The 15,159-nt window shown below is 54.7% G+C and carries 12 protein-coding genes; 6 read left to right on the plus strand and 6 right to left on the minus strand.

From position 1 onward, the window contains the following. Positions 1 to 137 precede the first annotated feature (137 nt). The 3 genes from DVH26_RS01250 to DVH26_RS01260 all read right to left on the minus strand — a co-directional run bounded on the left by DVH26_RS01250 (position 138) and on the right by DVH26_RS01260 (position 3,552). A complete protein-coding gene (locus DVH26_RS01250) occupies positions 138 to 2,312 on the minus strand; it encodes a transglycosylase domain-containing protein (RefSeq protein WP_239630795.1) in 2,175 nt (724 codons plus the stop codon). A 237-nt stretch (positions 2,313 to 2,549) separates the two neighbouring features. Beyond that, positions 2,550 to 3,008, minus strand: coding sequence for a hypothetical protein (locus DVH26_RS01255; RefSeq protein ID WP_239630796.1), 459 nt, complete (start codon positions 3,006 to 3,008; stop codon positions 2,550 to 2,552). 133 nt (positions 3,009 to 3,141) lie between these two features. Then, positions 3,142 to 3,552 carry a hypothetical protein gene (locus DVH26_RS01260; RefSeq protein ID WP_239630797.1) on the minus strand — a complete coding sequence of 137 codons (411 nt, stop codon included), beginning with the start codon at positions 3,550 to 3,552 and terminating at the stop codon, positions 3,142 to 3,144. A gap of 181 nt (positions 3,553 to 3,733) precedes the next feature. Here DVH26_RS01260 and rluF point away from each other — a divergent pair, with 181 nt between their 5' ends. After that, entirely contained in the window at positions 3,734 to 4,435 is a 702-nt protein-coding gene (gene rluF / locus DVH26_RS01265; protein WP_239630798.1) for a 23S rRNA pseudouridine(2604) synthase RluF, read from the plus strand. 35 nt (positions 4,436 to 4,470) lie between these two features. On the opposite strand, the gene DVH26_RS01270 is transcribed toward rluF, so the two are convergent. Beyond that, the gene (locus DVH26_RS01270) at positions 4,471 to 5,457 is read right to left on the minus strand and encodes a cation diffusion facilitator family transporter (protein WP_239630799.1); all 987 of its coding nucleotides are present in this window, start codon (positions 5,455 to 5,457) and stop codon (positions 4,471 to 4,473) included. Positions 5,458 to 5,827: 370 nt separating this feature from the next. Here DVH26_RS01270 and DVH26_RS01275 point away from each other — a divergent pair, with 370 nt between their 5' ends. Then, positions 5,828 to 7,147, plus strand: coding sequence for a hemolysin family protein (locus tag DVH26_RS01275; protein WP_239635248.1), 1,320 nt, complete (start codon positions 5,828 to 5,830; stop codon positions 7,145 to 7,147). Between the two features lie 58 nt (positions 7,148 to 7,205). On the opposite strand, the gene DVH26_RS01280 is transcribed toward DVH26_RS01275, so the two are convergent. After that, the gene (locus tag DVH26_RS01280; protein WP_239630800.1) at positions 7,206 to 7,904 is read right to left on the minus strand and encodes a response regulator transcription factor; all 699 of its coding nucleotides are present in this window, start codon (positions 7,902 to 7,904) and stop codon (positions 7,206 to 7,208) included. Between the two features lie 65 nt (positions 7,905 to 7,969). Between DVH26_RS01280 and DVH26_RS01285 the strand changes: the two genes are divergently transcribed. Next, positions 7,970 to 10,108 (plus strand): sensor histidine kinase, encoded by a 2,139-nt coding sequence (locus DVH26_RS01285; RefSeq protein WP_239630801.1) that lies wholly within the window; start codon positions 7,970 to 7,972, stop codon positions 10,106 to 10,108. Here the strand turns inward: DVH26_RS01285 and DVH26_RS01290 are convergent. Further along, positions 10,105 to 10,974, minus strand: coding sequence for an AraC family transcriptional regulator (locus tag DVH26_RS01290; protein WP_239630802.1), 870 nt, complete (start codon positions 10,972 to 10,974; stop codon positions 10,105 to 10,107). The genes DVH26_RS01285 and DVH26_RS01290 overlap by 4 nt on opposite strands. Positions 10,975 to 11,213: 239 nt before the next feature. Here DVH26_RS01290 and DVH26_RS01295 point away from each other — a divergent pair, with 239 nt between their 5' ends. The 3 genes from DVH26_RS01295 (at position 11,214) to DVH26_RS01305 (ending at position 15,085) form a co-directional block, all read left to right on the plus strand. After that, complete coding sequence (locus tag DVH26_RS01295) at positions 11,214 to 12,386, plus strand: galactokinase (protein WP_239630803.1); 1,173 nt, start codon at positions 11,214 to 11,216, stop codon at positions 12,384 to 12,386. A 74-nt stretch (positions 12,387 to 12,460) separates the two neighbouring features. Continuing rightward, on the plus strand, positions 12,461 to 13,447 hold the full coding sequence (gene galE / locus DVH26_RS01300; protein ID WP_239630804.1) for a UDP-glucose 4-epimerase GalE: 987 nt from the start codon (positions 12,461 to 12,463) through the stop codon (positions 13,445 to 13,447). A gap of 57 nt (positions 13,448 to 13,504) precedes the next feature. Further along, complete coding sequence (locus DVH26_RS01305; protein WP_239630805.1) at positions 13,505 to 15,085, plus strand: UDP-glucose--hexose-1-phosphate uridylyltransferase; 1,581 nt, start codon at positions 13,505 to 13,507, stop codon at positions 15,083 to 15,085. Positions 15,086 to 15,159 lie beyond the last annotated feature (74 nt).

Consider the following 15,159-nt stretch of genomic DNA (forward strand, 5'->3'; position numbering starts at 1 on the left):
CGCCAGAAGTACAGAAAAAAGCCAGTCACTACCCGTCGAGTTGAAGGCGGAAGTGACTGGCTTTTTCTTGTGTCAGCTCATGCGATATCCCGTGTATTGGGAAGGAACGGACGGCACGCTGACTAATCGTCGTTCCGTTATCTCCCTTTGGGCCCACGGGGCTTATTTTCGTTCTTTTTGGAGTCGGATGGACCGATACCGAGACGTTCCTGCAGCTGCTGCATCCACTGCGGCTGCTCGTTCTTCGGCTGTTCCGATTCCGGAGGAGGCTCGGGCTTATAGTCGGGCGGAACCGTGAACGGTACTGCCGGGACATCGCGGAGCGCCCGGCTCATGATCTCCTTGAACACGGTGGCAGGTGCGACGCCTCCCGTGGTTAAGTAATGGTTCTTGTCCGTCTGATCGTAGCCGAGCCAGACGGCTGCGGTCAGCTCCGGAGTGAAGCCGACGAACCAGGCATCTTTGATGCCGTTGGCTCCAATGTCGGCGAACTCCTTCGTGGCGGGCAGCTGCGTCGTGCCCGTCTTGCCCGCCGTCGGCCGCCCCAGCGCGGCGGCCTGCCCAGTCCCTGACTTTACTGCATCCTGCAGCAGTAAAGTCAGGGTGTACGCCACGGCCGGCTCCGTCACCGTCGCCGGCTGCGGCTTCGCCTCGACCAAGGGGATGCCGTCCTTGGTCGTTACCTTCACGATGGCGTGCGCCTGCTGCCGCACGCCGAGGTTGGCGATGGCGCCGAACGCTTGCGCCATCTGCAGGGGCGACACGCCCTCGGACAAGCCGCCGAGGGCGATGCTGAGCGTGCGATCGGGGGCCCCGAGCGGGATCCCCGACCTCCGCGCGAAGTTCATCCCGGCGTCGATACCGATCTCGTTCAGCAGCCACACCGCCGGGATGTTCCACGAGCGCATGATGGCCTCGCGCATCGTCACCTGCCCGCGGGTCTGACCGTCCCAGTCCTTGGGACGGTAGCCCGCGATGTCGAGCTCCCCGTCATACAGCGGGGAGTTAGGCGTATAGCCCCGCTCGAGCGCCGGACCGTACACGACAAGCGGCTTGAACGACGAGCCCGGCTGGCGCTTCAGCTGGGTCGCGTGATTGAAGCCGCGGTACACCTGCGGTCCCCTTGTGCCGACAAGCGCCCGGATCGCTCCCGTCTTGTGGTCGAGGAGGACGGTGCCGCTCTGAATAAGCTGATCCGGCTTGCTCTCCGGAAACGCGGCGTTGTCGGCGTACACGTCTTGGGCCGCCTGCTGTATTTGCGGGTCCAGCTCGGTATAAATGCGCAGCCCGGTCGTCAGCACCTGCTCCTCGGTAAAGCCGTAGAGGTCGGCGGCTTCCTGGATCACATAGTCGACATAGGACGGATACTTTCCTTTGAGCGTCTCTTCATTATGCTGCTTCAGAACGATCGGCTTCGCGACGGCCTGCTGGTAGGCGGCGTCGCTAATGAAGCTTTGCTCCTTCATCAGCGACAGGACGAGATTGCGCCGCTCCAGCGCCTTCTCCATATTTTTGGCCGGAGAGTAGCTTGTAGGAGCTTTGGGCAGCGCGGCGAGCATCGCCGATTCCTCCAGCGTCAGCTGCTGAACCGGCTTCGCGAAATATTCCTGCGCCGCTCCCTCGACGCCCCAGCGTCCTTCGCCGAAGTAGATGCTGTTCAAGTACAGCTCCAAAATTTCGTCCTTGCTGTAGACGGTGCTGATTTTCAGCGCATATCCGGCTTCCTTCAGCTTCCGGCTTAACGTCTTGTCGGACTGGAGGAACAGGTTCTTGGCCAGCTGTTGTGTAAGCGTGCTGCCGCCTTCCTTCATCGACCCTGATTTCAAGTCGCGCAGCAGAGCCCGGGCCGTAGACCATAGGTCGATCCCGACATGTTCGTAAAAGCGCCGGTCCTCAACGGCGATCACCGCGTTGCGCAGTTCAAGAGGAATCTGATCCAGCGGCACGGGAACGATGCGCGAGGAGGAGAGCTGGGAAGCGGGCTTGCCGTTCTTATCCATGATGATCGTCGGCTCAGGCAGCGGATGCTCCAGCTTGCTTATATCGAGCCCGCGAATCCATAGCGCGGCGAAGCCTGCCATAGCACAGCTCCCTAGCACGGCAATGCCTGCGAACCACAGCAAAGTCCGCTTCCAACGGTTTCGCTTCCGCGGTTTTCGGCTGGCGTGACCGGAAGGCTTTCCTGCCCCTTTATCTGCCAACGGCGGTTCTTGAGCCGCTGCCGCTGCAGCCATGCGGGCCGAAGCGGACTTCGCGAGCTTTTTGCGCAATCTTTTACGCAATAATGACCATAGTGACTGTTGTTTTGCCATAAAAACCTTCATCCCCAATTTTGCATATGTTACTCTCTGTAGCCTTACCTATTTAAACTATTCGCAGCGTCCGGCCGATTTGAGGCAAACGTCCAAGAACCCCGCTGCATAAGTCGCAGAGGGGTTCTTCCAGTTGCATTAGCGAAACTTGTATAAGCGAAGCTCGGGGCATTCATTCTCCCGCCAAAAGCAAGGGGCTCGGCCCGTCCATCCGATGGAATTGCCCCAAACGGACCTTTACTGAATCGGGTCGGGGACCATTCCGTTTTCCAGCAGCTGAGAATTGGTAGGCATATTGGCCATTTCCTTACCCAGCCGCCTCACCTCGGCCTCATTGTTCGCCATCCGTCCGTTCATCGCTTCTTCGATCGGGGTGCTGGCTAATTTGGGCTCATGATTGGACAAATACTGCTCCACCTCGGCCATCATCTGGACCGCCGCTTCCACGGCGCCAAACGGAACCTCCACCTTGTCCACGAAGCAGGCCTCGTGCAAATGGACGATAGTCAACCCGTTGCTTGCGGTTTGGGTAGGCAGCTGGTACAAATATTCTCTCAATGTAACGGGGTCGCGGAAAATCAGCTCATAAACGCAGCCGTCCCGCGTCGGTTTTTCGGCAAATCCTAATGTGGTCAATGTATTATGAACGTGGGCAAAGGGGCGTGTAATCAAATGCATTTGCTTCTTGCGTGTCATCTCCATCACTCTCCTTCAGAGTTGTGGTATGGAACGCCAGACGGCAATCAAGCATCCGGAAATCCGGGCACATCCGGTCATCCCCATAGCTCGGATACCTTCTATTACCCTTGTCCGATGATTTTGAAACCCCTTACGCCTGAACGGCCGAAGAGCCGCTTGTTTTCCTGTGCTTTCGCTTGTGTGATTTCAAGGCGATATAGGTCCATATAGCCCCGCTCAAATCAATCAGGCTAAGTGCGATAAAAATCGGCTTCAGCATGCCGAGCAGCACAAACGTGGTCATGAACAAAATAATGGACGCCCGCGTGTAGACCGTTAAATAGTAAAACCGGTACATGCCTTCGATAGCGGACGCCGCGTAATCAAACGCCAGAAACAAAAGAAACATCCCGATGACGCGAATCCAGATCTCGCTTACGGCGGTATAGCCGAGCAGCGGGGCCAATACCCCCGGCACGATCAATAGCGTCAGACTGAGTGCGAACATGTACAAGCTGAAGTAAAATACCGTTTTAGCCGGATAAGACATGGAGCGCAGCATACATACACCTCTTTCTAATACGGGTCTATATTCCTAATTCACCCAATTTTCGACATAGGTCTATCGTACCGGACAAGGGATTTTATGTAAATAGCGATGTGAGGTTTAGATCTTATTTTTTTGTTAGTTATTTCCCGCGTGGTATAATGTGCACAGGATGATACGAGGTGGAGTGACGGACATGAGAATTAACAAGTTCATAAGCGAGACGGGGTTCTGCTCCCGGCGCGAGGTAGATAAGCTGGTGGAGGCGGGACGCGTTACGATTAACGGGAAGAAGGCCGAGCTCGGCAGCCAGGCGGAGGAAGGCGACGATGTGCGGGTGGACGGCAAGCCGATCAGCACGAGGAAGAAGGGCGTCTACATTGCGCTGAACAAGCCGGTAGGGATCACAAGCACGACGGAGCAGCAGGTGCGCGGCAACATTGTCGATTTTGTCGGTCACAAAGAGCGGATCTTTCCGATCGGCCGGTTGGATAAAGATTCCGAAGGGCTGATTTTGTTGACCAACGACGGCGACATCGTCAACAAAATTTTGCGGGCGGAAAACAATCATGAAAAAGAATATATCGTGACGGTGGACAAGCCGGTCACGCCGATGTTTTTGCAGGGGATGGCAAGCGGCGTACGGATTCTCGGGACCATGACGAAGCCGTGCGAGGTGTTCAAGCAGGAGGAGAAGGTATTCCGCATTATTCTTACGCAGGGGCTGAACCGTCAAATCCGCAGAATGTGCGCAGCATTCGGGTATGAAGTACGGAGGCTCAAGCGGGTGCGCATAATGAACATCCGTCTCGGGGGACTTGCGGTCGGCCGCTGGCGCGATTTAAGCCCGCAGGAGCTCGACGAGCTGTTTACGAACATTTCGCATGAGGGAAAATGAGAAAAGAAGCCGCCGGACGCAAGCTTAACTCAAGCTTACTGTCTGACGGCTTCTTCATTGCCGGGCTCCATCCAGTCGGCAACTCCGTTATCTTCAATAATGCCGAGCGTTACGTCGGAAATGTTCGTATCCGTCAGCAGGCTGTCGCGGACGCGGAACTTGATGTCGTCGGCGTCGGCCAACGACAGCCCTTTGCGCAGCTCGATATAGCTCTCGACATGATATGTTCGTCCTTCCTGTACGACGCGCAGCTTGTTGATGTCAGTCACATCGCGGTCGGCCAGAATGACTCGGGCAACGTTGGTTTCGATTTCGTTCGGTGCGGCCACGCCGATCAGCCCGACCATATTGTCATAGCCCACCTTGAAGGCGACGCCGACCATCAATAGACCAATGAAGATGGTGGCCAGCCCGTCGAATATGGTAATGGCCGTAAATTGAGTGACGAGTACCGCAATCAGCGCGAGCAGAGCGCCTAGTGTGGCTACGATATCCTCGTAGAAGACGAGTCTTGTCGGAGGCGCAGCCCGCCCAACATTTCGGATAGCCGCGGGGACGACGCCGAGCCCGGTCGCTTGAGCTTTCGTTTCGTGCACGATTTCCTTCATAGCCTTCACGAGGACGAAGCTGTCGACGGCGATGGAAATGGCGAGCACGATGAAATTGAGCCAAAAATGATGCGCGGCCGAAGGATGGCTAAGCAGGTGGATGCCTTCTTTTACCGTCTCGTACGCCATAATGGTAACTACAATAACGGCAATCATGCAGAACAGGTTGATCACCCGTCCGAACCCGGTCGGGAAGCGCGGAGTCGGCTTTCGTTCGGCCAGCACGCTTCCGAGAAACACGAATCCCTGATTGATCGCATCCGCTATCGAATGCATAGCCGAAGCGAACATGGCCCCGCTGCCGCTGAAAGCCGCCGCAATCCCCTTCAGTACGGCAATCCCCGTATTTCCCAAAGCCGCCGCGGCTGACGATGTATTCCCTTTTTTGATCAGCTCCATCCAGTTGGTGCTCATTCGTGCCTCCTGTTGTCCGTATTGGGCAGCGCGGTCTTATTTTTGCTTACTATGCTTCATCCGCATTTCAAATATGTATGCTCAATACCCCCAGAAGCCGAATACGGTTCAAAACAGCTCAAAAACGGGGAAAAATAGTTTGTATACCTATATTTTAACCGTTAAAGCTTTCATTTCGACGCTGTAAATAAGCAAGCCGTTCCTTGGACGCTCTTCTTAATTAGGATATAATAAATATACTGGTTGCAAATGTATACTTTAATCGAGGCTGCCTGAAGAGGCGTCTCACATTTTGAGTCTTTGAGGGAGGTGTACCTATCCGTCTCACCGAGGCGATAGGGAGTTATTGAGTAGTGACCCGTTACCTTTATTGTGGAGTCTAGTATTGATTCTTGTTTTGATCTTATTGAATGGATTTTTTGTCGCAGTAGAATTTGCGATGGTTAAGGTTCGTAACAGCAGGATTGAAACGTTAGTGAAGGAAGGGAATGCAAGCGCCAAGTTTGCCCAGCATATTACAAGCAACTTGAACGCGTATCTGTCGGCTTGCCAGCTAGGTATCACATTGGCGTCACTGGCATTGGGCTGGGTCGGCGAACCGACCATCTCGCGGATCATTGATCCCGTGCTCAAGGATATGGGCTTCGGCGATGCGGTGATTCATACGGTATCATTCATTATTGCTTTTTCCGTTATTACGACATTGCACATTACGCTTGGGGAGCAGTTTCCCAAGACGTACGCGATCCGCAAGCCGGAGCAAATTACTCTGATGTCTGCAGTGCCCATGATTATTTTTTACAAAATCATGTTTCCCTTTAACTGGCTGTTGAATACCATCTCCAACTGGATGCTGAGCAAAGCGGGGATCGAGGTTGCCTCCGAGCATGATTCCGCCCACACCGAGGAAGAGATTCGGGTACTGATGAAAGAGAGCCACAAAAGCGGTCTGATCGACAATACCGAGCTTACGCTGGTTGATAATATATTTGAATTTGCAGAAACGAACGCACGCGAAATCATGATTCCTCGTACCGACATGGGCTGCTTGTATGTCCAGCTTTCGTTTGAAGAGAACATGAAAATTGCGCTGGATGAAATGCGAACACGCTACCCGGTGTGTGATCCGGATAAAGATAACATTATCGGGTTTGTCCATATAAAAGATTTGATGAAGGCGAACGCGAACAGCACGGACATTCGCAAAGTGATTCGTCCCATTACGAAAGTGCCGGAATCGATGCCGATCAGCAACCTGCTGAAGCTGATGCAGAAGAAGCGCGCGCAAATCGCGCTGTTGATCGACGAATACGGTGGCACATCAGGTATGGTCACGCTTGAGGATATCATTGAAGAAATCGTCGGAGAAATTCAGGACGAATTCGACGGCGACGAGCGGCCGGTTCTGGAGCAAAAGGACGAGAGAACGTTCTCGATCGACGGCCGGATGCTGATCGACGAAGTGAACGACCGTTTCGGACTGGAGATCGATACGGAGGATTACGACACGATCGGCGGTTGGGTGTACTCCCACATTGAGATTCCGCCTAAAAAAGGGCAGAAGATCGCCTACAACGAAGAATTCGAGTTCATTGTCGAAGAAACCGACGAGCTTAGAATTTCCAGAATTATTGTCAAAAAGCTGGTTTCCGAAGCAACACCGGAATCGGAAGAAACATTGACGGCTTAAATCAAATAAAGAAGCGGTGCCATCCTCAGGACGGCACCGCTTTTTTTGTCGCTAGACGCTATACAAGGCTGTTGAATTTATACCCGACTCCGCGGACCGTTTGCACAAAGACGGGCTCGGTCGGATTCGGCTCGATTTTTTTGCGCAGATTGCTTATATGTACGAGCAGCGTTCGCGTATCGCCATTGCTGTCGACGCCCCAGGCCATCTTATACAGCTGCTCGATCGGCACGACCTTGTTCGGCTTTTTGGCCATGAGCGCCAACAGGTCGAACTCCTTGGAGGATAACGGGGCGATGCTGCCGTTAACCCAGACGTTGCGGCTCAGCAAGTCGATTTCGAGCCCCGGGAACGAGAGCTGCTGCGAATCCTCCTTATGCTGGTCGTGCAGCTGCTTGCGCCGCAGGTGAGCCTTTACGCGGGCTACGAGCTGGCTCGGGCTGAACGGCTTGGTCACGTAATCGTCGCCGCCGATGCTGAGCCCTAGAATAATGTCCATATCCTCGCTTTTGCAGCTGATGAACAGGATGGGGATATCATAATTGCGCCTGATTTGTCTGCATATTTCAATGCCGTCCATACCGGGCAGCAAAATGTCCAGAATGACCATGTCCGGTTTGTATTGCTCCATATATTCCAAAGCGCCCGGGCCGTTGTCCGTGCTGATCACTTCATAACCTTCCTTAGCCAGGTACAGTCGGATAAGCTCCGTAATCTCCGGCTCGTCATCGACAATCAATATTTTTTCCGCTGACATTGGTTCTCCCTACTCCTCCTATTGAAATCACAAAGCTGTTTCCAAATGGCAAAATTTGCGTTACGATGAGAGAAAACATAGAAAGAAAGTATGTGGTTCCCGTTTCCAGAATCTATCTCTATTATATATGGATTCCAGCTATTTTTGCCATCCTTTTGTTAGGCGGCTGCAGCTATAATTCGGACCGGGAGGATCGGGTAAGTCCGTCGGCGGTTCAGGGAGTGCTGGATTTGAGAGGCTGGGATTTCGTCAAGGACGGGGCGGTTGAGCTGGAAGGCGAGTGGGATTTTTACTGGAATCAGCTGTTGACTGCAGATCAGGCTGCTTCCGCTGGTCATGGCTCCGGTTCGCCGGCAGCGGACTGGCTCAGGCTGTCCCGCTCATGGAACGGGCACGTCGTCGACGGGCAGCCGATTCCGGGCAAAGGGTACGCTACATATCATTTGAAGGTAACGACGGATTTGACCGGCGATGTGCTCGCTCTGGAGCTGCCGACCATCCGGTCTTCTTATTCCATATGGATCAACGGCGAACAGCTGGGCGGGGCGGGGACCGTAGGCACGAGTCCGGAGACTGCGCAAGCCCGTTATTTGCCTCAGCTCGTCTACTTCAGTCCGGACAGCCCGGTGCTCGATATTATGCTGCAAGTGTCCAATTACGACCATAGGCTCGGCGGCATCTGGAACGATCTGAAGCTGGGCGAAGCCCGGCAGCTGACATCGCATCATCAATTCCATCTGGGCGTGGAGCTGACGCTTGTGGGCAGCTTGCTGGTGATGGGGCTGTACCATCTGGGGCTGTTCTTAATCCGGTTTAAGGATAAGGGCTCGCTTTACTTTGCGCTGTTTTGCCTCGCCATCGGCATACGCGCCATGCTGGTCGGGGAGGGAGCCGCATATCAGCTGCTTCCGTTCATTTCTTACGATACCGGGCTGCGGGTGGAATATTTATGCTATTACATCGCCCTGCCGTTGGCCGTCATGTTTTGCCGGACGCTGTTTCCGCAGGAAATCAGCCCGTTGTTCGTGCTGGGCCTGCAGGCGGCGGGAGGTTTGTTCTCGCTCACGGTTCTGCTGCTTTCTCCGTATGCGTTTTCTTATACGACGCAGTGGTACCAGGCCATTACGCTGCTCGTATGCGCTTACGTGATGTCGGGTATTGTAAAAGCGCTGGCCAAAGGCAAGGAAGGCGCAGGCTTCGCCATGTTCGGCGGCATGTTTTTTATCATCACGGTGACCATCGATATTCTGTACTATAACGAATGGATTCAAATAGGCAACGTATCGTCGATCGGGTTATTTTTCTTTATCTTTATGACTTCGTTCATCATCAGCCTGAAATCGTTCAAGGCGTTCGCGTCTGTCGAGACTCTCTCCCGCCAGCTGCGAGAGCTGAACATGGGGCTCGAGCATCGGATCAAGGAGCGTACCGCGGAGCTGGAGCGCTCGAACCGGAGCCTGGAGAAGATGAACGAAGAGCTGGGAAGGCTGGAAAATTCGCGGCGCCACCTGCTGAGCAACATATCGCACGATCTAGGCACGCCGATGACGCTGATCCAAGGGTACGTGGAGGCTTTAATCGACCGCGTTGTGGTGGAGCCGGACCAGCAGGAGAAATATTTGCGGCTCATTCTCGGCCGAATTACCGGCTTGAACCGGCTCATAGCCGATTTGTTCCAGCTGTCGAAGCTGGAGGCGCGGCAGATCGATTTCTCGATGCAGGAAATGATGGTGGAGGACGTGGCGGCCTACTACACCGACCGGTACGATCTGGAGGTGAACAATGCGGGCTTGCGCTTCAGCGTTCACGCTCCCGCTGCGCCTTACGGGGGCAGCGTGTTTATCGATATCGACCGGATCGACCAGGTGCTGACCAACCTTATTTACAATGCCATCAAGCATACGCCGGTAGGCGGCTTTATTCAGCTGCAGATCGCGGTGGACGGCTCCTCGATCGTAATGCGGGTGCAGGATAACGGAAGCGGAATCGATCCCGACGATCTGCCGTATATTTTCGACCGGTTCTACAAAAAGGATAAGTCCCGCAATTCCGCAGGAGGCGGCAGCGGGCTTGGGCTTGCTATCGCCAAGGAGATCGTGGAGTTTCATGGCGGACGGATTTGGGCCGAAAGCCGCCTGGGGCAGGGAGCGTGCATTTGCTTCGCCCTGCCGCTGCAGATGTCGCGGCAATTGCTCCACTCCTAAAGCTGAAGCCGCTGCATGGCATGGCGGTATTCGGTAGGAGAAGTGCCGTAGAGCCGCTTGAACTGCTTCGAGAAGTAAAGCGGGTCCTGGAAGCCGACGGAGGAGGCGATCTGCTCTACCGTCAGCTCCGGCCGCTCGCGCAAAAGCAGGCGCGCCTTGTCGGTGCGCAGCTTGAGCAGGAACGAGACCGGAGTGACTCCCGTGTGCTTCCGGAACAGCGTAGACAAGTAGGCGCGGTTATAGCCGAGCGCTTCGGCCATAAGCTCGATCGTTATCGGCTCGGCATATTGCGACGACAAGTAGTGGACGGCCTGCTGCACGATCTGATCGCTGCTGCCGGCCAGCTGAGGAGAGGCTGCCGCTTCCGGCTGAAGCGCCTCGGCATATTCGGCAAGCAGAAGCTGCAGATAGCCGGTTGCCTTCAAGTTGGCATGAGGCAGCCGCGCCTGGAACACCGTCTGCACCTGATGGTACAGCACGCCTACGCTGCGCTTGCGGCCTGTATGAACGACGGGCTTACTCGAGGAGAGCCCGATCTCGTGCAAAATGCGGGCCGCCTGAGGACCCTCGAAGGCGATCCAGCGGTAAAACCAAGGATCCTCATCATCGGCCTTATAGCTGATGAGCTTGCCCGGCTCGATCAGGAAGCTGTCGCCGGCTCCGAGCCGGTAGGTGATCCCTTGACACGTGTATGTTCCCGATCCCGATTGGATATGGTGAAGCAAATAGTAGTCGACGACCTTAGGCCCGGGCTTGTGCCCGGGCTTCGTTTGGCTGTTGCCGGTGAAGAGCACGGCCAGCTCGTCATCGGTCGGCGGCTGCGGATTGGACACGACGTAGTAGCTGTCCGTTCTTTTGGCGTTCATAAAGCGATAGCACCTCTCCTTCTCCTTGAATGGCACATTGTATGGCACAGCCCGAAGTTGTGGTTCGTTTTGTTTCAGTATATCATGGGAGAGGGTGCAGCAAGAAACGAATCTAACATTTTTCCATGTGAAGCTGACATCGTTCCATAGTGCGGGAGAGCGCTCAGGCAGTATACTGAATTCAGACAAGAAAACCATTCTTCATCCATAATCCAATTTGAATCAGGTGGTGTATTCCGATGGCAGACTTACAGGCATTGAAAGAACGGTTTATTGAATTATACGGCAATGACGGAGCGGGTGAGCTTCATGTGTTCCATGCTCCGGGCAGGGTGAATCTGATTGGCGAGCATACGGATTACAACGGCGGCTACGTATTCCCGGCGGCTCTGACGTTCGGAACGACGATGCTGATCCGCAAGCGCAGCGACGGGCAGGTAGGATTTGCTTCCACGAACTTCCCGCTGCACAAACATATTTCCATTACTAACGTGGCGTTCGATCCGGCCGACGAATGGATGAACTATCCGAAGGGCATCATCGCCGAGCTGCAGCAGCGCGGAATAGCCGTCAGCGGGTATGACATCCTGTTCAGCGGCGCGATTCCTAACGGTTCGGGTCTCTCCTCCTCCGCTTCGATCGAAGTGGTTACAGCCTTCGGCTTGCTGACCATGGAAGGCCAACCGACGGACAAGGTGGAGATCGCCCTGCTGTCGCAAAAGGTGGAAAACGAATTTATAGGTGTCAAATGCGGCATTATGGATCAGTTTGCGGTCGCCAACGGGAAGCAAGACCATGCGATCCTGCTGATGTGCGATACGCTGGAATATAAGCATGTGCCGTTCGAGAGCGGCGCGTACAAGCTCGTCATCGGCAATACGAACAAAAAACGCGGGCTGGTCGATTCGGCCTACAACGAGAGAAGAGCTCAATGCGAGCAAGCGGTTAAAGATTTGCAGGCGCAATTCCCTGAGCTGACGCTGCTCGGGCAGCTGAGCCTGGAGCAGTTCAATGAGTACCGGCATTTGATCAAGGACGAAACGGTCCGCAAGCGGGCGAAGCATGTCGTTGAAGAGATCGATCGTGTCCTGCAGTCGATGAGGGTTCTGGAGCAAGGCGATCTGGCAGCCTTCGGCAAGCTGATGATTGCGTCCCACGATTCGCTTCGCGATCTGTACGAAGTGACGGGACTGGAGCTGGACGTTATGGTGGAGGAAGCGCTGAAGGTTCAAGGCGTGCTTGGTTCCCGCATGACAGGCGCAGGCTTTGGAGGCTGCACGGTATCGCTGGTGCATGAGGAGAGCGTTGCAGTATTTATCGAGCAGGTAGGTCAGGCGTACAAAGAAAGAACCGGCTTGACTGCGGATTTCTATGTATGCGACATCGGTGACGGAGTCAAGGAACTGGCGTAAGCTGTAAACTGTAAGTGATATAAGTGATGTAAGTGATGTAAGTGATATCGTCTATAAAAAAGGGAGGGTTTTAGATGGCAATCATGGTAACGGGCGGTGCGGGCTATATCGGCTCGCATACGGTTGCGGAGCTGCTGGCTAGAAACGAAGAGGTTGTCGTGGTCGATAACCTTCAGCAAGGACACCGTCAAGCGGTGCTTGGCGGTAAGCTGTATGTTGGCGATCTTCGCGACGCGGACTTTTTGGATACGGTGTTCAAGGAAAACGAGATCGAAGCGGTCATTCACTTCGCCGCCAACTCTCTCGTCGGAGAGAGCATGCAAAATCCGGGCAAATATTATCATAACAACGTGTACGGAACGCTGTGCCTGCTGGAGAAGATGAACGAGTACGGCGTGAAGAAAATCGTATTCTCTTCCACCGCGGCAACCTACGGAGAGCCGGAAAACGTGCCGATCATGGAGAGCGACCGCACTCTGCCGACGAACGCATACGGCGAAACCAAGCTGGCGATGGAAAAAATGATGCGCTGGTTTGATACCGCGCACGGGATCAAATATGTGTCGCTCCGCTACTTTAACGCGGCGGGAGCTCACGAGAGCGGACGCATCGGTGAGGATCATTCGCCGGAGACGCATCTCATCCCCATCATTCTTCAGGTTGCGCTGGGCCAACGGCCGCACATCTCGATCTTCGGCGACGATTACGCTACGCCGGACGGAACTTGCATCCGCGACTATATTCACGTGACGGACTTGTCCGACGCGCATATCCTTGCGGTCGAGAAGCTGCGCGGCGGCGGAGACAGCAGCGTATACAATCTGGGCAACGGCAAAGGCTTCTCCGTTAAAGAAGTCGTCGAGATCGCACGCAAAGTGACGGGACACGAGATTCCTGCCGTTATCGAAGCCCGTCGTGCCGGCGATCCGGCGGTACTGATCGCTTCCTCGGAGCGGACGAAAGCGGAGCTTGGCTGGAAGCCGCAGCGCGACAGTCTGGAGCAAATTATTGAAACGGCGTGGGCTTGGCACAAGAGCCACCCGAATGGATATAAAAGCTAATAGCATTGATGGTTCCATCACGTCTTATGATTTACTTACATGAAGGAGGCTTGCGCAATGAACGACGCAACCGGCAACAACCGCCAGGAAGCAGCGGCTTACACGATAGAGCAGCTGCTGCAGTTCGGCATCCGGCATAAGCTGCTGGAGCCGATTGACGCTTACGCCGCCCGCAATGCATTGCTTGAGCTGCTGTCTGTCAGCGAGCCGTACGGCGGCGAGACGGACGGAGCGGAAGCGGACAGCCCGGTTCCGCTGCTGGAATCGCTGCTCGATTATGCGGCGGAAACCGGCATTCTCGAAGACAATAACACGACGCTTCGCGATCTGCTGGACGCCAAAATTATGGGCTGCCTTATGCCGCGGCAGTCGGAGGTTGCCCGCCGCTTCTGGACTACGGCGAAGCAGGACAGCGTAGAGCAGGCGACCGATGAGTTTTACCGGCTTTGTATTGATTCCAACTATATCCGCGTCGACCGGATTGCCAAAAATCAATATTGGCTGGCGCCGACAGAATACGGCGATATGGAGATCACCGTCAACTTGTCGAAGCCGGAGAAGGATCCCAAGGAAATTGCGATGCTCAAGAATGCGCCGCAGAGCCATTATCCGAAATGCCTGCTGTGCATCGAAAATATCGGCTACGCAGGCCGGCTGAATCATCCGGCACGGCAAAATCTGCGGGTCATTCCGCTGGAGCTGGACGGGGAGCCATGGTATTTCCAATATTCCCCTTATGTGTACTACAATGAGCACAGCATCATTTTCGACCGGGAGCATCGCCCGATGAAGACGTCGAAGCAGACGTTCTATCGGCTGCTTGATTTCATCGACCAATTTCCGCATTACTTCATCGGTTCGAATGCCGATTTGCCGATTGTGGGCGGATCGATTCTCAACCACGATCATTTCCAGGGCGGCAAGCATCAGTTTCCAATGGAAAAATCGCCGGTTGAGCTTAGCCTGACCCATTCCGATTATCCGAATGTGAAGCTCGGCATCGTCAAATGGCCGATGTCCGTCATCCGCATATCGAGCCATAACAAGATGCAGCTGCTCAAGCTGGCAGATACGATTTTGAACGAGTGGAAAAGCTACAGCGATCCGGACAATGATATCTATGCTTACACGGAGCGAAACGGTGTGCAGGTTCCTCATAACACCATTACTCCTATCGCACGTAACAATGCGAACGGCGAGTACGAGCTTGATCTGGTGCTCCGGAACAACCGGACGAGCGAAGAGCATCCGGACGGTATTTTCCATCCGCATCAACAGCTCCATCATATCAAGAAGGAAAATATCGGCCTGATTGAAGTGATGGGTCTTGCTGTGCTGCCAGGCCGGCTCAAGGACGAGATGGAGCTGCTGGCTCAAGTGATGACCGGCACGCTGCCTTTGGATGCATCCATTACGGAGCAGGCGGATCACCCGCTGCACAAGCATGCAAGCTGGATCCGCGAGCTGATCGCCGAGCACGGAACTGCGATGAAGGCACCGGAGGCCGAAGCGATGCTGCGCTCCGCCATAGGGCAAAAGTTCGCCGACGTGCTAAGGGACGCCGGAGTGTACAAACGGACGGAGCAGGGGCGCGAAGGATTCATTCGTTTCTTGGGATCGTTCGGGTTTAAAGCTTAATACGGCAACAGTTAAGGGCCCACCGGCATATCGGTGGGCTTTTTTGACTACGTTTCATTGGCTGATGGAAAATT

Source organism: Paenibacillus sp. H1-7 (genome assembly GCF_022354825.1).
Taxonomy (GTDB): Bacteria; Bacillota; Bacilli; order Paenibacillales; family NBRC-103111; genus Paenibacillus_S.